Origin of the sequence: Cellulosilyticum sp. ST5, assembly GCF_046529625.1 — a bacterium.
GTDB lineage: Bacteria > Bacillota > Clostridia > Lachnospirales > Cellulosilyticaceae > Cellulosilyticum > Cellulosilyticum lentocellum.
This window is the reverse complement of the sequence record NZ_CP132338.1, coordinates 3,139,072-3,162,103: the sequence shown is the minus strand read 5'-3', so window position 1 is coordinate 3,162,103 and position 23,032 is coordinate 3,139,072. Positions and strand designations below refer to the sequence as shown.

Sequence of the window (23,032 nt, the reverse complement as noted above, 5' to 3'; positions counted from 1 at the left end):
GGAAACGAAGGGAAGTGTTAAAAATGGGCTTAATGGAGAAAACAACTTTGGAAAAAAGCATTTTAGAAGATAGAAAAGACTCTATACGGTTAATGGAATCTACTTGCAGTGGGCAGGGCATTAAGTGTGACACGGACAGTGTTTCTGGATCCGTTAGCCAAAGGGCATGTGTCTATTGTGGTGCGCGGGTTGTACTTAATCCAATAACGGATGCTTTTCATATTGTACACGGACCTATTGGGTGTGCTAGCTATACATGGGATATTAGAGGAAGCTTAAGTAGTGGAGATGATTTATATCGCAATAGTTTTTCTACAGATTTAAGAGAAACAGATGTTATTTTTGGAGGAGAGAAGAAGTTAATTGCAGCTATTGAAGAAGTGGCTCTTAAGTATCATCCTAAAGTGATATTTATCTATGCTACTTGCATCGTAGGTGTTATAGGTGATGATGTAGATGCAGTTTGCAGAACCATGTCTAGTAAATATGGGATTCCAGTTATTCCAGTTAAATCCCCAGGCTTTTCGGGGAATAAATCGACAGGATATCGTATGGCCTGTAATGCGATTATGGAGGTTATAAAACCTTATAAGGATAGAGAAAAGGTAAAAGGAATTAATATATTAGGTGATTTTAATCTAGCAGGGGAGATGTGGATTATTAAAGATTATCTAAAACAAATCGGTATAGAAGTTGTAGCAGGCTTAACAGGAGATTCAGATTATGAAAGCTTAATTAAAGCACCTGGTGCTGCTTTAAATGTAGTGCAATGTGCAGGATCTAGTACCTATTTGGCTAAAAGAATGGAAGAAGAGATGGGAATACCTTTTATAAAGGTTAGTTTCTTTGGAATAGAGGATACTACCAGTTCTCTTATTAGAATAGCAGAGGCTCTAGGAGATATGGAAGCTAGAGAAAAGGCTATAGAGTTAACAAAGCGAAAAACAGCGGAGCTAAAAGCCTTCGTGAATAAATATAAAAATAATTTAAATGGGAAAAAAGCAGCCATTTATGTAGGAGGAGGCTTTAAAGCCATTTCTCTTATTAGACAGTTTGAAACCTTAGGGATTAAAACGGTAGTGGTTGGTACGCAAACAGGTAAAAAGGAAGATTATGAGATTATAGCCAGCTTAGTAGATTCAGATACTGTTATTTTAGATGATGCCAATCCAGCAGAACTAGAAACCTTTTTAAAGGAAAAAGGAGCAGATATTTTAGTAGGGGGTGTGAAAGAAAGGCCACTTGCGTATAAACTAGGCATTGCCTTTTGTGATCATAACCATGAAAGAAAGCATCCCTTAGCAGGCTTTGAAGGCGTTGTTAATTTTACAAAAGAAATTAATTCAAGTATCAATCACCCAATATGGGATTATTTAAAGCTAGAGGAGGGATGGGGATGAAGACAAAAGTAGAACCATTGGTTCATTTGAATACAAACCCGTGTAAAATGTGTATGCCTATGGGTGCTGTAACAGCTTTTTATGGGCTTCAAAAGTGTATTACGATTTTGCATGGTTCCCAAGGCTGTAGTACTTATATTAGAAGGCATATGGCGACTCATTATAATGAACCAGTAGATGTGGCTTCCTCCTCTTTAACTGAGCATGGTACAGTCTATGGAGGAGAAGAAAATCTTCTCAAAGGCTTAAAGAATGTCATTGATTTATATGAGCCAGAGGTAATAGGCGTAGCGACTACCTGCCTTGCAGAAACCATAGGAGAAGATATTAAGCGTATTGTGGAAAAATTCTATGAGTGTTATCCAGAGTATCAGAATATCACTATTTTACCGGTGCATTCCTCAGGCTACAGCGGTACAGAGTTTAATGGTTATTTTAATACCCTTACTCAAATAGTAGCTCAAGTGAAAATGTCTATGAAAAAACATGAAAAAGTCAATGTGGTTACAGGAATGATTAGTCCGGCTGATACTAGGTATTTAAAGAAGATATTTGCTTTATTTAATATAGAAGCTATTTTATTATCTGATCTATCCTCTAACTTAGATGCGGGTTTTTCAAAAGCTTATAATAGACTTCCTTCTGGTGGAACTTCTATAGAAGAAATCAAAAAAATGGCTGGTTCTAGAATGACCATAGAGTTTTGCAGTGTTCCCCTAGCTTTATCGCCCGGGAAATATTTAGAAGAGCATTATGGTGTACCTTGTAAAGTATTAAATCTGCCCATGGGGCTTAGAGATACAGATACTTTCTATAAGGTATTATCAGAAGTTTCATGTAACCCTATTCCCAAAGAGCTTGTAGAGATGAGAAGCAGATATTTAGATGCTATGATTGATAGTCATAAATATAATAGTGGCGGCAGAGCTGTTATTTATGGCGATCCAGATTTCATTCTTGGAACAGTTAGATTATCTGCAGAGAACGGCATTATGCCAATAGTAGTAGCTACAGGTAGTGTTTGTCCAGAATTAAAAAGTTTATTAGAAAAAGAATTAAGAGATGTAGCAGCACGCTATTTTATAGAAGACTTTCAAGTTGTAGATGATATTGATTTCAAAACTATTGAAGCTTTAGCCATTCAGTATAAGGCCAACTTATTAATAGGTAATTCAGATGGCAGGCGTATAGAGGAGAAATACCATATCCCACTAGTAAGAAGAGGCTTTCCTATTCATGACAGGGTAGGAGGACAGAGACTGCGTACTCTAGGCTATGAAGGTTCACTGACCTTTTTAGATGAACTTTCTAATGCACTTTTAGCTGTAACAGAAACCAGTTTTAGAGAAAATTTGTTTAATGCTTATTATAAAGAAGAAAGTGCTGGCAAAGTAGAAGAAATAATAAAAGATAAAGCCAAAGAAAAAGAATTCACACAAAGTAATGACATGCTGGAGGTGAAGAACATGTTAAGTAAAGAAACAATGTTAGAGAAAACCAAGACACATCCTTGCTATAATTGTGGCGCTCATGAGCATGCAAGAATTCATTTACCTATAGCACCTAGGTGTAATATTCAGTGCAATTACTGTGTCAGAAAATTTGATTGCCCTAATGAAAGCAGGCCAGGTGTAACAACTACTATTCTAACGCCGGAAGAAGCATTTGAGCGTTTTAAGGTTGTTAAAGAAAAATTGCCAAATCTCAGTGTGGTAGGTATTGCAGGACCTGGAGATGCTCTAGCGAACTTTGATGAAACCAAGAAAACCTTGCAGATCATTAGAGACTATGATCCCGATATTACCTTTTGTTTATCTACCAATGGCTTAATGCTTCCACTTTATGCACAGGAATTAGTGGATTTAGGAGTCAGTCATGTCACAGTCACTGTAAATGCTGTGGATCCTAAAATAGGAGCGAAGGTTTATAAGTATGTAGATTATATGGGTATGCATTTTATTGGGGAAACAGCAGCAGCAATTCTTTTAACCAATCAGCTCAATGGTATTAAACTATTAACCAGCAAGGGTATTGTTTGTAAAATAAATATTGTTACCTTGAAAGGTATCAATGATGAGCATATTCCAGAGGTAGTAGCTAAGATGAAGGAGCTAGATTGCTACATGACTAATATTATGCAGCTTATTCCAGTTAAGGGAAGTGCTTTTGAAGATTTACCTATGGCTAGTCAAGTAGAGATTAATAAGATTAGAAAAAATTGTGGTGAAACTATGAAACAAATGTATCACTGCAAGCAATGTAGAGCAGATGCTATTGGTATTTTAGGTGAGGACTTAAGCATTGAGTTAGGTAGCTGCCGAGGTAAGTGCAGTCCTATTAAACAGCAAATCCAAAAGCCATATCGTTTTGCAGTAGCTTCTAAGAGTGGCATGATTGTAGACCAACATTTTGGGCATGTTGAAGAATTTTACATTTACGATTACCAAGGAGAAGAAGCAACATACATAGAGAAGAGAAAAATTAATAAGTACTGTATGGGTAAAGATGCTTGTGATGAAAAAGAAGATAAGATTACAAGAATTATAGATTCTATTGAAGATTGCCAAGGCGTTATTACTTTAAGAATAGGAGAATCGCCAAAAAGTAAGCTAAAAGAAAAGGGCATTCAAGTGTTTAGCACCTATGATCGTATACCAGATGCTATTAAAAAAGCAGTTGAAGCTATGTAAAATATTATTTGTTTAAGTATGTAATAAAAAGAGATGTTAATAGGCAATAGACAAGAGATTAGAGGAGGGGTTTTCTTTTCAAAGCTTTGCTCTCTATTTTCATAAATACTAAGTTAATAAAAGTCAAATTAAAAAGGGGATGTTTTAAATGGTTCAATCTAAATATCATGTTTTTATATGTACGAGTTGCAGGATTAATGGTCAGCAAAAAGGTTTTTGTCATTCTAAGAACTCAGTTGGGATTGTAGAAAGATTTATGGAGGAGATTGAAGATAGGGGCTTATCAGGAGATGTAGTTATTAACAATACAGGATGCTTCGGCATCTGCGATAAAGGGCCTATCGTAGTGGTTTATCCAGAAGGAGCATGGTATGGTAATGTATCGGAAGATGATGTAGAGCGCATTGTAGAAGAACATTTTGAAAATGGCAGACCTGTTAGTGACCTACTTATCTAATAAAACTATAAAAATAGAGAAGGTGAGGGAGAGGAATGATTAGAATAATCGATTCAACCTTAGCTAGACTCGATCATTGCCTTCCAAGTAAGGAGCAAGTACTTACATTTTGCTACCTCATGAGAGACATTGGCATTGTAGATTTAGAGATTTCAGTAAAGATTTATAAGCTACTAGAGAGTTTACCAGAAGGCTTTAGGTTTTATTTGACTTTATTAAATACACCAGAGAGTGTAAAAGTTTATCCTGATGTTTATAAGCTGATTATCCCTAGGTCTCAAATAGAGGGGACTATTGGCCAAATTCAAATGAATGATATTAGAGAGGTTGTGCAGCTCAAAGCCTATGAACACTGTAGTTATATAAGAATTATAGGCTTAGACGATTTGCTTTGTCACAATTATACCTATGTAATGCAAGAGATTATGACTACATTAAAAAATAGCAAAGTTAATCTTTGCCCTGAAAATCTGTATCATTGTGCCACTGCAATTGCTGTAGAGTGGGCTTTAAAAGGGGGAAAAGAAGTAACAACTAGTTTTACAGGTATAGGGGGATTAGCTGCCACAGAAGAAGTATTAATGGCATTAAGAATAACCAGTAGATATAAGATTAATCAAGATATAAGTGCTTTAGTTCAGCTTAAAACTCTTTTTGAACAAATGACAGGAGAACATATACAAAAGAATAAACCTATTATTGGAGAAGCTATTTTTTGTGTGGAATCAGGCATTCATGTAGATGGCATTATGAAAAAGGAAGCGATTTATGAGGCATATTCTCCAACAGAGGTAGGTCAAAAGAGAACCATTGTTATAGGAAAGCATTCAGGAAGCTCAGCTGTAGCAGCGAAGCTTAAAGAGTGTCAAATCCCCATGCTAGATGAGGCGCATATGAGGCGGTTACTTCTCGCAGTAAAGCAAGTAAGCATGAAAAAAAGAAGGAGCATAAGTGATGAAGAATTTATAGTCATAGTAAGAGAGGTGATGGCTTATGAGAGAAAAGAGAAAGATAGTTGATACGACCCTAAGAGATGGCGAACAACAAGCAGGCATAGCCTTAAGACCAGAAGAAAAATTAGAAATAGCATTACTATTAGATGCTATAGGTGTTCATGAAATCGAAGCGGGCATTCCTAGTTTGGGAGCAGGAGAAATAAGCTATCTCAAAGCCGTGATGAAAAGAAAAAAACAAGCACAAATTTCTGTTTGGACTAGAGCTAATACAGAGGATATCAAACATGCTACTTGTTGCAGCCCGGATATTATTCATATTGGAACGCCTATATCTTATATACAGATTTATACCAAGTTAAAGAAAAATAAAGTGTGGATACAAAAAAATTTAGTAGATTGCATTGAAATAGCCCATAATCAAGGAATAGAAGTGACTATAGGTTTCGAAGACGCCTCAAGAGCGGATATGGGTTATATTATTAGTACTGCAAAATTAGTAAGTAAATTAGGGATAAAGCTTATTCGTATAGCAGATACCGTGGGTGTTTTGACACCAAGCCGTACAAGAACTATGGTTCAGGAATTAATGAATCAAGTAGACATAGAGGTAGAAATTCATGTTCACAATGATTTAGGTATGGCGGTTGCAAACTCTATTGAAGGGCTTAAAGCAGGAGCTAGTCATGTAGATTGTACCTTAGGTGGACTTGGGGAACGTACAGGTAACTGCAACCTTTATGATTTAGTTCATGCAGCTGAAAGGTATTTTGACTTCGGAATTAATAAGAGTCATATTAAAAAAGTAGAACAAAGATTAGAGCAAATCCTAGGCAAAGGTCAATTAGCATGAAGCTTTCATACCAATGAAGTCTCTGTATCACGCTATGGAGAAATAGAAGTCCTGAGAAGAATGTGTATAGTGTAAAGTAATCTATGAAAGATAAGAATCAAAGAGGAGCGATACTATACTTAAAAAAGATGGGTTTAAGGAGGACAATAATGAGTAATAAGATAGCGGTATTATTAAATGAGGAAAAACAACTAGCTAGTTTTGTAGATGCTACATTAATCTATATTTATGAAAAAGCAGGTGAATGGCAAGTAACACAAATGACAGAAACAAAAGATTTAGCATACAAAAGAGAAAATGACATAAAGAACTTTACCTTAGCGCTTATAGAAAAATTAAAGTGCTGCAAAGTCATAGTAGGCACACTTATTCTTGGTGTGCCTTATTATTTATTAATCAGAGCAGGATATGAATTATGTGAGGCACCTACATTTTCAATGCTACTTTTAGAACAAATCTACGAAGATTATTACAAAATACCAGAGGAAACAAGCAAAAAACAAACAATGGAATTAGAAGGTGAAGGGAGTAATCATTTGATGTCAACAGAGCATATAAGTAGGTCTCCCATACCATTAGATGGGGCGGATAACTACTTTATTGATATGATAGCCGTACAAAAGGCTTATCCGGAAATGAGTTCTAAGAAAATACTTCTTCCTTTTTTCAGCAATACTATATTTCGTAGTCTAAAAGTTAATTGCAGTCATGTTATGCCTTGGTTAGAAAATTATTTAGAGCAGAATAGTTTAATAATGAGTATCAGTAGGGGGCAAGGAATCTATACACTTAGTATCACTCATAAAGTATGTTCTTGCTAAGTTTATAGTCAATAAATATATTACTCATCTTTTTAATAGTTAACTTATGACTTGAGATATAGATCTATTGTTTAAAGTTATATAAAGATTTTATTTCGTGAAGAGTGTTCACTTATTGTATAAAGGCACCTAATTAGAATAGATGATAAAGTTAAGGAGGAAATGATATGAAAAGAATAGAAACATCCTATGGTGTATTAGAAGGGGCTACAGATCTTGTTTATTATAAAAATGGTAATCTTAGAAGCTGCAAACTAGAAAAATATAATGCCATAACCACTTCCATAGGCTTTCTTGTGCCACAATATGGAGACATGGATACACGTACTAAATTGAGGGAAGCTATCAGCTTTTATGATACAGGAGAACTTAAAAGTATTTACTTAAAAGAGCCTGTAATTGTAAATACTACAGTAGGGACTGTTAAGGGAGAATTTATTACATTTTATAAACAAGGAACTATTCACCGCTTATTTCCTCTTTATGGTCAAGTCAGTGGGTATTGGTCAGAAGAAGAAGAATACCAATTGGCAGAAAAAGCTACTTTAAAAATAGGTGAGCTGCAAGTAAGTAATAAAATGAATAGCTATTGCTTTTATCCTAGTGGATATTTAAAAAGTCTTAGCTTATGGAGTAAGGAAGTTCTAATAGTTCAGCTTCATAAGAAGAATATTGCTATAAGGTTAGGTATAGCTTTTTATGAGAATGGTAATATTAAGTCCTTAGAACCATATGTACCTACCAAGATAAAGACACCAATAGGAGATATTATGGCCTATAGCAATGAGCCTATTGGTATACACGGCGACACTAATTCTCTTATTCTAGACGAAGATGGAAGAATAAAAGGAATAACAACTGTATCAACTGCTATACGAATGAATAACGATCAAGGAGAAGAACAGGTGATTGCACCTCATTTAGTAAGAAGTCAGTTAGATATTGAGAGATGGGTTATTTCACCTATAACAATTAGCTTTCTCGAAAATCAAGTTATGATTGTAGATGAGCATACTACTTATAGACTTAACAAAGATGATTTTAAGTGGAGCACCACACAAATAGGTTTTGAAGAAATAGGGCATGAATGCGGTAATTGTCAGGGGTGTAAAAATTGCTCATAAATAATTTATAAAAAAAGTAAAAAACCGCTTGACGTATGTATATAATACATGATATATTAAACAAGTCGTCAGGACGACATGAATGCAAGATGGTGGGTATAGCTCAGTTGGTAGTAGCACTGGATTGTGGTTCCAGGTGTCGTGGGTTCGAGCCCCATTACCCACCCTTTACTATGAAAATAGTAATGTAGGGTTATCGCCAAGCGGTAAGGCACAGGATTTTGATTCCTGCATTCGGAGGTTCGAATCCTCCTAGCCCTGTTAGTAGGATAAATTCTACTTTAATTTAATAAGGAGAGATGGTCGAGTTGGTTTAAGGCACCGGTCTTGAAAACCGGCGAGGGTAACACCTCCCTGGGTTCGAATCCCAGTCTCTCCGTTATATAAAAGTGGTATGGCAATGATTCAGTTCAATGCTGTACCACTTTTTCGTTGACAGGAAATACTAACAAGCAGTTGGAATAGTCGATATAATTCGTATGTGAAGAAAATATTGACAAATGTATTGTTCGGCTATATGATAGGGATAAATAGCAAAGGTGCTATGAGCCAGTACAGCTCATAGCACCTTTTTTGTTTTTTAAAAAGAATTATGTAAAGGGGGATTTAATATGAAAAAAATAGTTAAAAGGTTAACTGCTCTTACAACAAGCGTATTATTATGCGGTATGCTTCTAACAGGTTGTACTAGCACAGGTAAAGCAACTGACAAAGCAAGTAGCTCTAACGAGGATGTTATTAAAATTGGAGTGTTTGAACCAATCACAGGAAGCCTAGCAGCAGGCGGAGCTATTGAAAAAGAAGGGATTGAGATTGCCTATGCTGAAAGAAGCGAAGTATTAGGTAAAAAAGTTGAACTCGTTATTGCAGATAATAAATCTGAAAAAGTAGAAGCGGCTAATGCCGTTTCAAGATTAATTGAAAAAGATAAAGTTGCTGCTATTATTGGTTCATATTCTTCAACACCTTCTATCGGAGCTGGAGATGTTATTAAAGAAGCAGGTATACCAACTGTAGGTGTATCTTGTACTAACCCATTAGTTACTCAAGGTAATGATTGGTACTTTAGAGTTTGTTTCATCGATCCTTATCAAGGAAAAGTAATGGCCAACTATGCGTACAATAAATTAGGTGCTAGAACAGCGGCAGTTACTCGTGAAGTAGGAGCTGACTACTCAGTAGGCCTTGCACAGTTCTTCACTGATGAATTCATCCGCTTAAATGGCGGAGATGAGAGCTGTATTGTTGCCACAGCAGATTATCAATCAGGAGATCAAGACTTTAATGCACAAATCACTAATATATCCAAAGCCAATCCAGATATTATTTTTGCACCAGGTAACTTTACAGAGTGTTCAATGCTTATCAAACAAGCTCGTCAATTAGGCGTAACAACACCATTCTTGGGTGGAGATACTTGGGAAACACCTGAGTTCATAACGATTGGTGGTACAGAAGTAGAAGGTGCATTGTTCTCTACTTTCTTTGATTCCAATGCAGATTTCACACCACAAACTAAAACTTTTGTTGAAAACTATAAAGCTAGCCATAATGGGGAAGAACCAGCAGCTGTTACAGCACTTGCTTACGATGCATACAATGTAGTACTTGATGCCATTGAAAGAGCGGGTAGTACAGATCCAGCAGCTATTCAAAAAGCGCTTAAAGAGACAAAAGATTTCCCGGGAGTAGCAGGGTACATTAATTTTGATGAAAACGGGGATGCAACTAAGAGTGCTGTTATCAAAGAAATTAAAGATGGTAAATTTACTTATGTAGATTCTGTATCAGCAGAGTAATTAATAAAACACGCTATTAAAGTATTACAAAACTAGATACTTATTGAGACAGTATTAAAACAGGAGGGGATAACCCCTCTTGTTTCTAATCATATGGAAGAAAACCTTACTAGAATGTGATGAAAGAGGAGTAGTAATAAAAATGAGGAGGCAGATCTATGACCTTAGAGATTTTTTTGCAACAACTAGTTAATGGGCTAACGTTAGGTAGCTTGTTTGCTCTAGTAGCAATTGGTTATACAATGGTTTACGGTATTTTACGACTTATCAACTTTGCTCATGGTGATATATTTATGATGGCCATGTACATAGCCTTTTTTAGTATTAGCATATTCAGTGTACCTTGGTACATTTCTTTTATATTAGTTATTGCTTTAACCGCTTTATTGGGAATTGCAACAGAAAAAGTAGCTTATAAACCTCTTAGAGAGCAAGGGGCTCCAAGCATTTCGCTATTGATTTCTTCAATAGGTGCTTCTTATCTTATGGAAAACTTAGCAACAGTGCTTTTTACAGGGCGTCCTAAAAACTTTCCTCAAATTCCTTTTTTTACGGATATGATAACTATAGGAGGTATACATATACAACGTCTTGCCATTATGGTGCCTATTATTACTTTAGTGCTACTTTTGGCACTTCTCTATCTCATCAATCATACAAAAACTGGTATGGCTATGAGAGCTGTTTCAAAAGATGTAGAAACAGCAAGACTTATGGGGATTAGTGTTAATAAAGTAATTACAGCCACCTTTGGGATAGGTTCAGCTCTTGCAGCAGTTGGAGCTATCATGTGGGGAATGAAATACTTGCAGATTAAACCAGATGTGGGTGTTATGCCGGGAATGAAATGTTTCATTGCAGCAGTAATTGGTGGTATTGGTAATATCAAAGGTGCTGTAGTAGGGGGGCTATTACTAGGATTAATAGAAGTATTAATTGTAGCATTTATTCCATCTTTAACGGGATATAGAGATGCTTTTTCATTCATTTTACTTATTATTATCTTACTTGTAAGACCAAATGGGCTTATTGGTGAGAAAATAGCTGAAAAGGTATAGGGGGGATTATAATGAAAAAGATCAACTTAAGTAAAAAAAACAATATAATCCTTTCTTTAATTGCTATTGCAGTGCTGATCATATTTTTATTTATTGCAGAACCTGTATTCGGAAAATATGTTTCTCGCATTATAAAATTAAGTGCTATCTATGCTATTTGTGCTCTGTCCATGAATATGGTTAATGGTTTCACTGGCTTGTTTTCATTAGGACAACCAGGTTTTATGGCAATAGGTGCATATACTACAGCTATATTAACTCTCACACAGTCTGATAAACAATCTGTATTTTATATGTCACCTATGCCAGCATTTTTAGAGAGTGCACATCTTCCATTTATTGTGGCTCTTGTCTTAGGAGGGTTACTTGCAGCAGCCTGTGCTTATATCATAGGTTTTCCAGTTTTAAGATTAAGGGGAGATTACTTAGCAATTGCTACCCTTGGCTTTTCAGAGATAATTCGTGTTATTCTTCAAAATATGCAAAATATCACCAATGGCCCACTAGGTATTAATAAAATTCCTAATCACGTTAGTATGTGGATGGCATTTGGTGTATTAGCTATTATTACGATATTTATGTTAGTTATGATGAAGACTTCTTATGGACGTGCTTTAAAAGCAATTAGAGAAGACGAAGTAGCTGCAGAAGCAATGGGAGTTAATTTATTTAAGCATAAAATGTTAGCTTTTGTATTGTCTGGGTTTATCGCAGGCATAGCAGGGGGGTTATTAGGTTCGTTAGTAGGTGCGATTGATCCTACACAATTCAAATTTACATTTGCTTATACCTTATTGTTGATGGTTGTTCTAGGAGGACAAGGCTCCATCTCTGGTTCAATTGTAGGGGCTTTCATTATTACTTGTGCTCAAGAAATATTAAGATTTGTAGATGAGCCAATTAACTTTGGTTTTATCCATTATCCAGGCATCGAAGGTATGCGTATGGTTGTTTTCTCTGTCATGCTTATGTGTATTATTTTGTTTTGGAGCAGAGGTATATTTGGAAACAAGGAATTTTCTTGGAGTGGTTTGCTGGGACTATTTAAAAGAAAGCAAACTAAAGTAGCACAAGAAACTAAGGAGGTGTAGCAGATGCCGATGCTAGAAGCCAAAAATGCCACCATGCAATTTGGTGGATTAATAGCAGTTAATGAACTTAATATAGAAATAAATGAAGGTGAAATCGTGGCCATCATTGGGCCTAATGGAGCAGGAAAGACTACAGCTTTTAATATGATAACAGGTGTTTATACACCTACTATAGGAAGCATCCTATTTAATGGTAAATGTCTTAATAAAATGAAACCAAATAAAATTGCTGAATTAGGTATTGCTCGCACCTTTCAAAATATCAGGCTATTTAAAAACCTTACAGTATTAGAAAATGTACTGATTGCAAATCATCTCAGACTAAAAAGTGGTCTTTTTAGTTCAGTGCTTCATTTACCCAATGCTCAAAAAGAAGAGAAGGAAATGTTAGAGTATTCTCTTTCTATATTAGAATGTACTGGCCTCTTGGAACATAAAGACGATATTGCCTCAAGTTTGCCTTATGGTTTACAAAGAAGACTTGAAATAGCCAGAGCTTTGGCAACAAAACCTAAATTACTTTTATTAGATGAGCCAGCAGCTGGTATGAACCCTAAGGAAAGTGAAGATTTAACAGAGTTTATTAGACAAATTAGAAATCAGTTTGATTTAACTATTTTATTAATAGAGCATCATATGCAATTGGTTATGGGGATATCAGAACGTATTTATGTATTAGAGTATGGAACAACCATAGCTTATGGAACACCTACTGAAATCCAAAATAATAAGGCTGTTATTAAAGCTTATCTTGGAGAGGAGGAATAAGAATGTTAACCATTGAGAATCTATATGTAAGATATGGAGGAATAGAAGCACTTAGAGGCATTTCTATGCAAATTCCAGAAGGTAAAATCGTTACCTTAGTAGGTGCAAATGGAGCAGGAAAATCTACTACTCTTAGAGCAATTACTAAATTAATTACACCAGCATCAGGGGGAATTACCTATAAAGGTGAAAGTATAATGAATTGCACTACTCAGGATATTGTAAAGAAAGGCATTACCTTAGTGCCAGAAGGTCGTAGGGTATTTGCAGACCTAACAGTAGAAGAAAATCTAAAAATAGGGGCTTATACTAGAAAAGATCAAAGTGAAATTAAAAAAGATATAGACTATGTTAATGATATCTTTCCGCGTTTAAAAGAAAGAAAAAATCAGCTAGCGGGAACTTTATCTGGGGGAGAGCAGCAAATGCTAGCAGTAGGTAGAGCGCTTATGTCAAAACCAAAAGTACTTATGATGGATGAGCCTAGTTTAGGATTAGCACCATTAGTGGTAAAAGATATATTTGCCATTATAAAAGAAGTAAATGAAAAAGCAGGAATGACGATACTACTCATTGAGCAAAATGCTAATGCTGCACTTAAGATTGCAGATTATGGTTATGTCATGGAGACAGGTACCATAGGATTAGAGGGACCTGGAATGGATTTATTAAATAATGAGCAAGTAAAAGAATTATATTTAGGGAAAATAGGATAATCTATTCGTGAGTTATAAAAAGGACTGTAAATACAGCTAGCTTATTCATTAGCAGTAGAGTAACAGTCCTTTTTAGCTATTATAGAAAAGAGAGTATTTTTAACATAGATTAAAAGATATATTTTAGAAAGTATTTTTACCAAAGAAAAGAGAAGGCAGTAACAAAAAAAGTAAATCTTAGTTTATTTTATTAGAAAGATTAGTTTTAAGAAAGAAATAAGGATATTAGTGATGTGTTTTTATTAAAAACAACGGCAAAAGTTGACCTGTTTTTGCAAAAATAACGCTTAAAGGTGGATAATTTTGTGTATAAATCTATAAATGCTGTGGATAATAAGTGAATAACTTAAAAAAGTTGTTCCTAACTAAAAAAAGTTTAAAAAAGGTGTTGACGCTGATAAAAAGATGCTGTAGTATTATACGAGTCAGCAGCAAACAGCAGCAGACAAGAAAAGGCATTAAGCCTTGATAATAATGAACTTTGAAAACAAAATAGTAACTATAAACCAGTCGATTCATTACGTCTCTAATAAGAGATGAGAATCAGTACAACTTGTACTAAGTAAAATAGTCAGTAGTAGAAATACTACACGGACAAACTTTTTTATGAGAGTTTGATCCTGGCTCAGGATGAACGCTGGCGGCGTGCTTAACACATGCAAGTCGAACGAAGTGATAGGAGCTTGCTCCTAGAACTTAGTGGCGGACGGGTGAGTAACGCGTGGGTAACCTGCCCTATGCAGGGGGATAACGTTTGGAAACGAACGCTAATACCGCATAAACTATGGACAATCGCATGATTGTTATAGTAAAGATTTTATCGGCATAGGATGGACCCGCGTTGGATTAGCTAGTTGGTGAGATAACAGCCCACCAAGGCGACGATCCATAGCCGGCCTGAGAGGGTGAACGGCCACATTGGGACTGAGACACGGCCCAAACTCCTACGGGAGGCAGCAGTGGGGAATATTGCACAATGGGCGCAAGCCTGATGCAGCGACGCCGCGTGAAGGAAGAAGGTCTTCGGATTGTAAACTTCTATCAGCAGGGAAGAAAAAAATGACGGTACCTGACTAAGAAGCTCCGGCTAACTACGTGCCAGCAGCCGCGGTAATACGTAGGGAGCGAGCGTTATCCGGATTTACTGGGTGTAAAGGGTGCGTAGGCGGTTTGTTAAGTCAGAAGTGAAATTTAGGGGCTCAACCTCTAAGCTGCTTCTGAAACTGATGAACTAGAGTGTGGGAGAGGAAAGTGGAATTCCGAGTGTAGCGGTGAAATGCGTAGAGATTCGGAGGAACACCAGTAGCGAAGGCGGCTTTCTGGACCATAACTGACGCTGAGGCACGAAAGCGTGGGGAGCAAACAGGATTAGATACCCTGGTAGTCCACGCTGTAAACGATGAATGCTAGGTGTCGGGGCTTACGGGTCTCGGTGCCGAAGTTAACACATTAAGCATTCCACCTGGGAAGTACGATCGCAAGATTGAAACTCAAAGGAATTGACGGGGACCCGCACAAGCGGTGGAGCATGTGGTTTAATTCGAAGCAACGCGAAGAACCTTACCTAAACTTGACATCCCGATGACCGAAGGGTAATGCCTTCTTTCCTAGCTTGCTAGGACATTGGTGACAGGTGGTGCATGGTTGTCGTCAGCTCGTGTCGTGAGATGTTGGGTTAAGTCCCGCAACGAGCGCAACCCCTATCTTTAGTAGCCAGCATTAAGTTGGGCACTCTAGAGAGACTGCCAGGGATAACTTGGAGGAAGGTGGGGATGACGTCAAATCATCATGCCCCTTATGTTTAGGGCTACACACGTGCTACAATGGCTGCTACAAAGGGAAGCGATCTCGCGAGAGTCAGCAAACCTCAAAAAAGCAGTCCCAGTTCGGATTGTAGTCTGCAACTCGACTACATGAAGTTGGAATCGCTAGTAATCGCGAATCAGAATGTCGCGGTGAATACGTTCCCGGGTCTTGTACACACCGCCCGTCACACCATGGGAGTTGGGGGGGCCCAACGCCGGTGACCCAACCCTTCGGGGAGGGAGCCGTCTAAGGCAAAACCAATAACTGGGGTGAAGTCGTAACAAGGTAGCCGTATCGGAAGGTGCGGCTGGATCACCTCCTTTCTAAGGATAGAAATCGTTGGTTTAGTAGTTACTGTTTTGTTTTGAAAGTTTATGAACGTAGTGAATCAACTTTCACTGAGATGAAGCGAAGCGGAGTCGAAGTGTTAGCATATAAAATACTACGGAATTGAATATTTCACTCATTTGTGGTGATGATGCGCTTAGGGGAAACACCCGTTTCCATTCCGAACACGTAGGTTAAGACCTAAGCGGCTGATGGTACTTGTCGGGAGACTGACTGGGAGAGTAAGTGGTTGCCACATTTATGGGGGTTTAGCTCAGTTGGGAGAGCACCTGCCTTGCACGCAGGGGGTCAAGGGTTCGAATCCCTTAATCTCCACTGTCCAAATAATGGACATGATTGTACTAAATGTACTACTTGTACTTTGAAAAACAAATACTACAACAATTATAGATTTGTAAGTTATAGCAATATAACTTGCGCCTAACGATAAATGTACACGCATTGTATAATGCAAAAATGTTTGTCAGGGTGTAAAATCTACAATTTAACCGATATAGTCAGAAATGACTTAAAACATTCTTTGTTTTTACTAGAAATAGTAATTAACAAGGCACCAATCATGTGAAAGCATGATTAGACCGCTCAATAATGAGCAATAGGTCAAGCTACTAAGAGCGTAGAGTGGATGCCTTGGCACCGAGAGCCGATGAAGGACGTGATAAGCTGCGAAAAGCTACGGGGAGTTGCAAATAAACCTTGATCCGTAGATATCCGAATGGGGAAACCTGGCAGAGCAAACCTCTGTCATCCTATAGCCAATCCATAACTATAGGAAGGGAACGAAGGGAACTGAAACATCTAAGTACCTTCAGGAGGAGAAAGAAACATCGATTTCCTAAGTAGCGGCGAGCGAAAGGGAAACAGGCCAAACCAGATTACTTGTAATCTGGGGTTGAGGACTGCGACATGGCAAGAATGCGGATAGCTGAAGAGTCTGGAAAGTCTCATCAAAGAGGGTGATAATCCCGTAAGCGAAATCCAAGTGAAGCCTAGCAGTATCCAGAGTACCACGAGACACGAGAAACCTTGTGGGAAGCCGGGGGGACCACCCCCCAAGCCTAAATACTCCTCGGTGACCGATAGCGCATAGTACTGTGAAGGAAAGGTGAAAAGAACCCCGGGAGGGGAGTGAAAGAGAACCTGAAACTCTATGTTTACAAGCAGTGGAAGCACCGTATGATGTGCAACCGCGTACTTTTTGTAGAACGGTCCGGCGAGTTACTAGCTGTGGCAAGGTTAAGTACCAGGAGGTACGAAGCCGAAGGGAAACCAAGTCTGAATAGGGCGCCAAAATAGTCATTGTTAGTAGACCCGAAACCGGGTGACCTACCCATGTGCAGGATGAAGTTACCGTAAAAGGTAATGGAGGTCCGAACTCACATCTGTTGAAAAAGGTGGAGATGACGTGTGGGTAGCGGAGAAATTCCAATCGAACCCGGAGATAGCTGGTTCTCCTCGAAATAGCTTTAGGGCTAGCGTTGATAGGAGTCTAATGGAGGTAAAGCACTGAATTGCCTAGGGGGCCCACAAGCTTACCGAAGCATATCAAACTAAGAATGCCATCAAGATACCATCAGCAGTCAGACTACGAGTGATAAGACACGTGGTCAAAAGGAAAACAGTCCAGACCATCAGCTAAGGTCCCCAAGTGTGTGTTAAGTGGAAAAGGATGTGAGATTTCGAAGACAACTAGGATGTTGGCTTAGAAGCAGCCACTCATTCAAAGAGTGCGTAATAGCTCACTAGTCGAGAGATCTTGCGCCGAAAATGTCCGGGGCTAAAACACACCACCGAAGCTATGGAATTCACAATAGTGGATTGGTAGAGGAGCGTTGTAACGACGCAGAAGCAGTACCGTAAGGAGCTGTGGAGTAATTACAAGTGAGAATGCCGGAATGAGTAGCGAGATACAAGTGAGAATCTTGTAGGCCGAATATCCAAGGTTTCCAGAGTAAAGCTGATCTGCTCTGGGTAAGTCGGGACCTAAGGCGAGGACGAAAGTCGTAGTCGATGGACAACTGGTTCATATTCCAGTACTACCTATTATCAGAACTGCAGGGACGCAGGAGGATAAGCAAACCCAGGAATGGTATCCTGGGCCAAGCACAAAGTCGCACCTAACAGGAAAATCCGTTAGGCGAGGATGAAGTGTGATGGGGATCGAAATTAAAGTAGAGAAGTTGCTGAATCCACACTGCCGAGAAAAGCTGCTATTGCGTGATAGGTACCCGTACCGTAAACCGACACAGGTGGATGAGGAGAGAATCCTAAGGCCGACGGGAGAAGCGTTGTTAAGGAACTCGGCAAAATGACCCCGTAACTTAGGGAGAAGGGGTGCCTACTTAGGTAGGCCGCAGAGAATAGGCCCAAGCAACTGTTTAACAAAAACACAGGTCTTTGCTAAACCGAAAGGTGATGTATAAGGGCTGACGCCTGCCCGGTGCTGGAAGGTTAAGGGGAGAGGTTAGACGTAAGTCGAAGCTTTGAACTTAAGCCCCAGTAAACGGCGGCCGTAACTATAACGGTCCTAAGGTAGCGAAATTCCTTGTCAGGTAAGTTCTGACCCGCACGAAAGGCGTAATGATTTGGGCACTGTCTCGACAGCGCACCCGGTGAAATTGTAGTACCAGTGAAGATGCTGGTTACCCGCGACAGGACGGAAAGACCCCGTGGAGCTTTACTGTAGCTTGATACTGAGGTTGGGTATTACATGTACAGGATAGGAGGGAGACTGAGAAATCTGGACGCCAGTCTAGGTGGAGTCGCCGGTGGGATACCTCTCTTGTAATACTTAACTTCTAACCATGGCCCGTTACCCGGGTCTGGGACAATGTCAGGTGGACAGTTTGACTGGGGCGGTCGCCTCCTAAAGAGTAACGGAGGCGCTCAAAGGTAACCTCAGAATGGTCGGAAACCATTCGAAGAGTGCAAAGGCATAAGGTTGCTTGACTGCGACACCGACGGGTGGAGCAGGTACGAAAGTAGGACTTAGTGATCCGGTGGTATGAAAGTGGGATTGCCATCGCTCAACGGATAAAAGCTACCCCGGGGATAACAGGCTTATCTCCCCCAAGAGTTCACATCGACGGGGAGGTTTGGCACCTCGATGTCGGCTCATCGCATCCTGGAGCTGAAGCAGGTTCCAAGGGTTGGGCTGTTCGCCCATTAAAGCGGTACGCGAGCTGGGTTCAGAACGTCGTGAGACAGTTCGGTCCCTATCCGTCGTGGGCGCAGGAAATTTGAGTGGAGCTGTCCTTAGTACGAGAGGACCGGGATGGACGGACCACTGGTGCATCTGTTGTCTTACCAAAGGCATAGCAGAGTAGCCAAGTCTGGATCTGATAAACGCTGAAGGCATCTAAGCGTGAAGCAGACCACAAGATAAGATTTCCCATCCGAAAGGAGTAAGACCCCTTAGAGACTATGAGGTAGATAGGTTGGAGCTGTAAGCATGGTAACATGTTCAGGTGACCAATACTAACGGTTCGAGGGTTTGACCTAGATAATGAAGGTTGAATAGTTGTAGTATTTGTTTTTGAGAGTATGAGAAGAGAGCACCCGAAAGGGTGTTTTTTTGCATCTAAAAACATAGAAAGTTTATATGCTATTAAGAACTATTAATAAATGAAGATAAAGGATAATTAAATAATAGTGAAATCCGTGCTATCATAATAGTAGGAGGAAGAAAATGAAAAGGGAAAATGACTTTAGCCAAGGAAGCGTAGCAAGAAACATAATAGAATTGGCATTACCTATGACAATAGCTCAGCTTATTAATGTTTTATATAATGTGGTGGATCGTATATATAGGAAGGATTCCTGGAGATGGAAAAGTGGCCTTAACAGGATTAGGGCTTACTTTCCCGATTATTACCATTATTACAGCATTTGCTAATTTAATAGGAATGGGAGGAACACCATTGTCTTCTATTGAAAGAGGCAAAGGAAATAATGAGAAAGCAGAAAAAATCATGAGTAATAGTTTTACAATGCTTTTAATTCTGGGAATAGTACTGACTATAGTTGGTCTATTGGTAAAGAAGCCAATTCTTTATTTGTTTGGAGCGAGTGATATAACTTTTCCTTATGCAGACAGTTATATTAGTATCTATTTATTAGGGACTATCTTTGTTATGATGGGTTTAGGGCTTAATAGCTATATCAATGCACAGGGTTTCGCAAAAGTAGGAATGCTATCAGTAGCATTAGGTGCGGTTATTAATCTAGTTTTAGATCCTATTTTTATTTATATGCTTGAAATGGGAGTATCAGGAGCTGCATGGGCGACTGTCATTTCACAATTTTGTTCTTGCATTTGGATTCTTAGATTCTTAACAGGAAAACAAACTATATTAAAACTAAGGAAAAAGGATATGAAGTTAGATAGTAAGATTGTGAAAAGAATTTTAGGGTTAGGGTCTTCTGGTTTTGTTATGGCCATTACAAATAGCAGTGTTCAGGTAGTTTGCAATGCAACGCTATCAGTTTTTGGTGGAGATCTTTATATAGGGGTTATGACCGTTATTAATTCTATAAGAGAAATTGTGATGATGCCTGTGCAGGGAATAACTAGTGGGGCACAACCTGTTATGAGTTATAATTATGGTGCTAAAGCTTACAAAAGAGTGATAACTGGCATCAAGTTTTCAACTATTGTCTGTGTGGTTTATGCAACACTAGCATGGATGATGGTTCATTTCTTTGGTAGTTTTTTTATTAAGATTTTTAACAATGAATCTGATTTGGTAAAGGTTGCTGTACCAGCACTTGCTACATATTTTTTTGGATTTTTTATGATGAGTTTTCAATTTGCTGGGCAATCTACCTTCGTGGCTTTAGGCAAATCAAAACAAGCAGTATTCTTTTCAATCTTTAGAAAGGTTATTATTGTAGTACCTCTTACCATACTATTACCAAGAATGGGATATGGAGTAACGGGGGTATTTATGGCTGAGTCAATTTCTAATTTTATCGGTGGAATAGCATGTTATGTGACAATGTTACTTACAGTAGGAAGAAGATTAAAGATGGAGATGACAAAGGTAAATTAAATAGATTGGCTTATATAATAGAATGAGAAAGTGTCTGATTTTATAAGGAAACTACAAAAGAAAGTAATTTGCATGAAGAATAGGGCTAAATCAGATGAGTATTTAAAAAGAGAAAAGATCCTTTTGAGAGCGCAATAATTATAAGAAGGTAGGGGATATCTATTTTGGAGATTAAGTAGATACCTCTTATTTTTTGTTTTTAATAATTTCCGCAATGGTATTTACAATTATGAATATTTATTTTATGATATTAAAACATACTAAACATATAAAAATACTATAAAAATACTATAAAAATATAAGCCTGTGAAAAGCACGGTAAAGAAACTAAAGGCAATGATATGCGATACTGTAATTATATGTATATGTATATGTATATTTATATGCCAGGACTATGTTTTATTTTCACGTATATCATTGAAGTCCCCAGTTTATAGAGACTATGAAAAGATGTGAAAGTATCAGGTAAATTATACATATACAAATATTAAATTCATGCAGAAATGGCAGAGGAAATAGAAAAAGCTCTAGACATTGATAATATATTGCAAGATTATCCGTTGAACTGAAACAGCAGAAGAATTCACTAATACCTCAGCATAAATATTAGCAATGAAGAGTGAACTAAGCATACAATAAGAAAAATCAGATAAATAAGAAATTTAAATATAAGAATGTATGAATGGACAAAGATGATAGCTTAGAGAAAAAATAGACAGAGAGGATGAGTAAGATGTCATATAGCTTTAATGAAATTATCCCAAGGAAGGGAACTAATTCTTTAAAATATGATTTTGCTGAAGAGAGGGGAAAACCAAAGGATATCTTACCATTATGGATAGCTGATATGGACTTTAAAGTGCCTGAGGTGGTTTCTAAGAGGTTAAATGAGTTAGCAGCACATGGTATTTTTGGATATAGTGAAGTGGGTACATCCTATTTTGAAGCGGTTTCTAATTGGATGGCGACTTATCATAACTGGAAGGTCAAAGAAGAATGGCTAATCAAGGCACCAGGAGTAGTATTTGCTATTGCTATGGCAATTAGAGCCTTAACGAAAGAAGGTGATAGTATACTAATTCAACAACCTGTTTATCATCCTTTTAGTAAGATGATTTTAAATAATGATAGAAAGTTAGTGAGTAATACGCTCATTTATCAAGATGGGAGATACTCTATTGACTTCGATGACTTTGAAGAAAAGATTGTAGAACATCAGGTTAAGCTTTTCATTCTTTGCAATCCACATAACCCAGTAGGAAGAGTATGGACCAAAGAGGAACTTATCAAGCTAGGAGATATTTGCTTAAAGCATCAAATTCTTGTGGTAAGTGATGAGATTCATCAAGATTTTATTTATCAAGGCTATAAACATGAAGTATTTATGAATCTAAATAAGGCGTATGAAGAGATTACGATTACTTGTACAGCCCCGAGTAAAACTTTTAATTTAGCAGGCCTTCAAGTATCTAATATTTTTATTGCAAATGCAAGTGTTAGACGGAAGGTAAGAAAAGAAATTGCTAGAATAGGTTATAGTCAATTAAATAGTGCCGGGTTAGTAGCTTGTGAAGCAGCTTATACAGAAGGGCGAGAGTGGCTTGAGGCACTTAAAACTTATCTTATGGGAAACCTTGAATATTTAAGGAAATTCATAGAGACAAAGTTACCAGAAATTAAGTTAGTAGAACCAGAAGGAACATACTTAGTATGGTTAGATTTTAGTGCATTAGGGTTAAAGGAAGAAGCCCTAGAAGAGTTTATTGTAAAGAAAGCAAATTTATGGCTAAATAGTGGTTCAATTTTTGGAGAGTCAGGACAAGGATTTGAGAGGATTAATATTGCTTGTCCTAGAGAGATTCTAAATCAAGCTTTAGAGCAGTTATGGATAAGTATTAAGGCATTAAGAGTATAAGAAATAATAAGATTATAGATATATAGAACAAAAACAATAAAAGATAATAAAAGTAAATTAAAAAGTTAAATAGTAAAAGGAAAAGAGAAACAAAAAGAAGATTAAAGTGTTTCCAGTCAAGTAGACAGGTAAAATACTAAAGAATATCTTAGTTCCAACCTTATTATTAGGGTTGGAATTTT

General features: G+C 37.7%; 13 protein-coding genes, 4 tRNA genes, 3 rRNA genes and 1 pseudogene. All 21 read left to right on the top strand.

Going from position 1 to position 23,032, the window contains the following annotated elements:
- The first annotated feature begins 32 nt into the window (after nt 1-32).
- The 21 genes and pseudogenes from nifE (at nt 33) to QTL86_RS15315 (ending at nt 22,850) form a co-directional block, all read left to right on the top strand.
- The gene (gene nifE, locus QTL86_RS15415) at nt 33-1,400 is read left to right on the top strand and encodes a nitrogenase iron-molybdenum cofactor biosynthesis protein NifE (RefSeq protein ID WP_410495337.1); all 1,368 of its coding nucleotides are present in this window, start codon (nt 33-35) and stop codon (nt 1,398-1,400) included.
- Entirely contained in the window at nt 1,397-4,090 is a 2,694-nt protein-coding gene (nifB, locus tag QTL86_RS15410; protein ID WP_410495336.1) for a nitrogenase cofactor biosynthesis protein NifB, read from the top strand. Before nifE ends, nifB begins: the two co-directional genes overlap by 4 nt.
- Before the next feature lie 148 nt (nt 4,091-4,238).
- Nucleotides 4,239-4,547, top strand: a complete 309-nt coding sequence (locus tag QTL86_RS15405; RefSeq protein WP_410495335.1) for a 2Fe-2S ferredoxin — start codon at nt 4,239-4,241, stop codon at nt 4,545-4,547.
- A gap of 35 nt (nt 4,548-4,582) precedes the next feature.
- A complete protein-coding gene (locus tag QTL86_RS15400) occupies nt 4,583-5,566 on the top strand; it encodes a hypothetical protein (protein WP_127065504.1) in 984 nt (327 codons plus the stop codon).
- On the top strand, nt 5,541-6,353 hold the full coding sequence (locus QTL86_RS15395; RefSeq protein WP_410495334.1) for a homocitrate synthase: 813 nt from the start codon (nt 5,541-5,543) through the stop codon (nt 6,351-6,353). Before QTL86_RS15400 ends, QTL86_RS15395 begins: the two co-directional genes overlap by 26 nt.
- 149 nt (nt 6,354-6,502) lie before the next feature.
- Nucleotides 6,503-7,174, top strand: coding sequence for a Fe-only nitrogenase accessory AnfO family protein (locus QTL86_RS15390; protein ID WP_190283496.1), 672 nt, complete (start codon nt 6,503-6,505; stop codon nt 7,172-7,174).
- Between the two features lie 167 nt (nt 7,175-7,341).
- Nucleotides 7,342-8,298 (top strand): hypothetical protein, encoded by a 957-nt coding sequence (locus QTL86_RS15385; RefSeq protein ID WP_410495333.1) that lies wholly within the window; start codon nt 7,342-7,344, stop codon nt 8,296-8,298.
- 92 nt (nt 8,299-8,390) lie between these two features.
- Nucleotides 8,391-8,464: transfer RNA gene (locus tag QTL86_RS15380), tRNA-His, on the top strand.
- Nucleotides 8,465-8,487: 23 nt separating this feature from the next.
- Nucleotides 8,488-8,559, top strand: a tRNA-Gln gene (locus tag QTL86_RS15375).
- 32 nt (nt 8,560-8,591) lie between these two features.
- Nucleotides 8,592-8,677, top strand: a tRNA-Ser gene (locus QTL86_RS15370).
- 232 nt (nt 8,678-8,909) lie between these two features.
- Complete coding sequence (locus QTL86_RS15365) at nt 8,910-10,097, top strand: ABC transporter substrate-binding protein (RefSeq protein ID WP_410495332.1); 1,188 nt, start codon at nt 8,910-8,912, stop codon at nt 10,095-10,097.
- Nucleotides 10,098-10,255: 158 nt separating this feature from the next.
- Nucleotides 10,256-11,155 (top strand): branched-chain amino acid ABC transporter permease, encoded by a 900-nt coding sequence (locus QTL86_RS15360; RefSeq protein WP_127065509.1) that lies wholly within the window; start codon nt 10,256-10,258, stop codon nt 11,153-11,155.
- Between the two features lie 11 nt (nt 11,156-11,166).
- On the top strand, nt 11,167-12,246 hold the full coding sequence (locus QTL86_RS15355; protein ID WP_410495331.1) for a branched-chain amino acid ABC transporter permease: 1,080 nt from the start codon (nt 11,167-11,169) through the stop codon (nt 12,244-12,246).
- Between the two features lie 3 nt (nt 12,247-12,249).
- Nucleotides 12,250-13,014, top strand: a complete 765-nt coding sequence (locus QTL86_RS15350) for an ABC transporter ATP-binding protein (protein ID WP_410495330.1) — start codon at nt 12,250-12,252, stop codon at nt 13,012-13,014.
- A gap of 2 nt (nt 13,015-13,016) precedes the next feature.
- The gene (locus QTL86_RS15345; RefSeq protein ID WP_410495329.1) at nt 13,017-13,730 is read left to right on the top strand and encodes an ABC transporter ATP-binding protein; all 714 of its coding nucleotides are present in this window, start codon (nt 13,017-13,019) and stop codon (nt 13,728-13,730) included.
- A gap of 602 nt (nt 13,731-14,332) precedes the next feature.
- Nucleotides 14,333-15,859 (top strand): 16S ribosomal RNA (locus tag QTL86_RS15340).
- Between the two features lie 145 nt (nt 15,860-16,004).
- Nucleotides 16,005-16,122, top strand: a 5S ribosomal RNA gene (rrf, locus tag QTL86_RS15335).
- A gap of 4 nt (nt 16,123-16,126) precedes the next feature.
- Nucleotides 16,127-16,199, top strand: a tRNA-Ala gene (locus QTL86_RS15330).
- Between the two features lie 283 nt (nt 16,200-16,482).
- Nucleotides 16,483-19,385, top strand: a 23S ribosomal RNA gene (locus QTL86_RS15325).
- Together the 16S, 23S and 5S rRNA genes with 1 tRNA gene alongside form the textbook arrangement of a ribosomal RNA operon.
- A 187-nt stretch (nt 19,386-19,572) precedes the next feature.
- Nucleotides 19,573-20,935 (top strand): annotated as a pseudogene (locus QTL86_RS15320) (MATE family efflux transporter).
- Nucleotides 20,936-21,668: 733 nt separating this feature from the next.
- Nucleotides 21,669-22,850 (top strand): MalY/PatB family protein, encoded by a 1,182-nt coding sequence (locus QTL86_RS15315; protein ID WP_410497314.1) that lies wholly within the window; start codon nt 21,669-21,671, stop codon nt 22,848-22,850.
- Nucleotides 22,851-23,032 lie beyond the last annotated feature (182 nt).

Bases quoted from the DNA above. Each gene is read 5' to 3' on its own strand.
- nifE (WP_410495337.1), top strand. From the start codon at position 33: ATGGAGAAAACAACTTTGGAAAAAAGCATTTTAGAAGATAGAAAAGAC.
- nifB (WP_410495336.1), top strand. From the start codon at position 1,397: ATGAAGACAAAAGTAGAACCATTGGTTCATTTGAATACAAACCCGTGT.
- QTL86_RS15405 (WP_410495335.1), top strand. From the start codon at position 4,239: ATGGTTCAATCTAAATATCATGTTTTTATATGTACGAGTTGCAGGATT.
- QTL86_RS15400 (WP_127065504.1), top strand. From the start codon at position 4,583: ATGATTAGAATAATCGATTCAACCTTAGCTAGACTCGATCATTGCCTT.
- QTL86_RS15395 (WP_410495334.1), top strand. From the start codon at position 5,541: ATGAGAGAAAAGAGAAAGATAGTTGATACGACCCTAAGAGATGGCGAA.
- QTL86_RS15390 (WP_190283496.1), top strand. From the start codon at position 6,503: ATGAGTAATAAGATAGCGGTATTATTAAATGAGGAAAAACAACTAGCT.
- QTL86_RS15385 (WP_410495333.1), top strand. From the start codon at position 7,342: ATGAAAAGAATAGAAACATCCTATGGTGTATTAGAAGGGGCTACAGAT.
- QTL86_RS15365 (WP_410495332.1), top strand. From the start codon at position 8,910: ATGAAAAAAATAGTTAAAAGGTTAACTGCTCTTACAACAAGCGTATTA.
- QTL86_RS15360 (WP_127065509.1), top strand. From the start codon at position 10,256: ATGACCTTAGAGATTTTTTTGCAACAACTAGTTAATGGGCTAACGTTA.
- QTL86_RS15355 (WP_410495331.1), top strand. From the start codon at position 11,167: ATGAAAAAGATCAACTTAAGTAAAAAAAACAATATAATCCTTTCTTTA.
- QTL86_RS15350 (WP_410495330.1), top strand. From the start codon at position 12,250: ATGCCGATGCTAGAAGCCAAAAATGCCACCATGCAATTTGGTGGATTA.
- QTL86_RS15345 (WP_410495329.1), top strand. From the start codon at position 13,017: ATGTTAACCATTGAGAATCTATATGTAAGATATGGAGGAATAGAAGCA.
- QTL86_RS15315 (WP_410497314.1), top strand. From the start codon at position 21,669: ATGTCATATAGCTTTAATGAAATTATCCCAAGGAAGGGAACTAATTCT.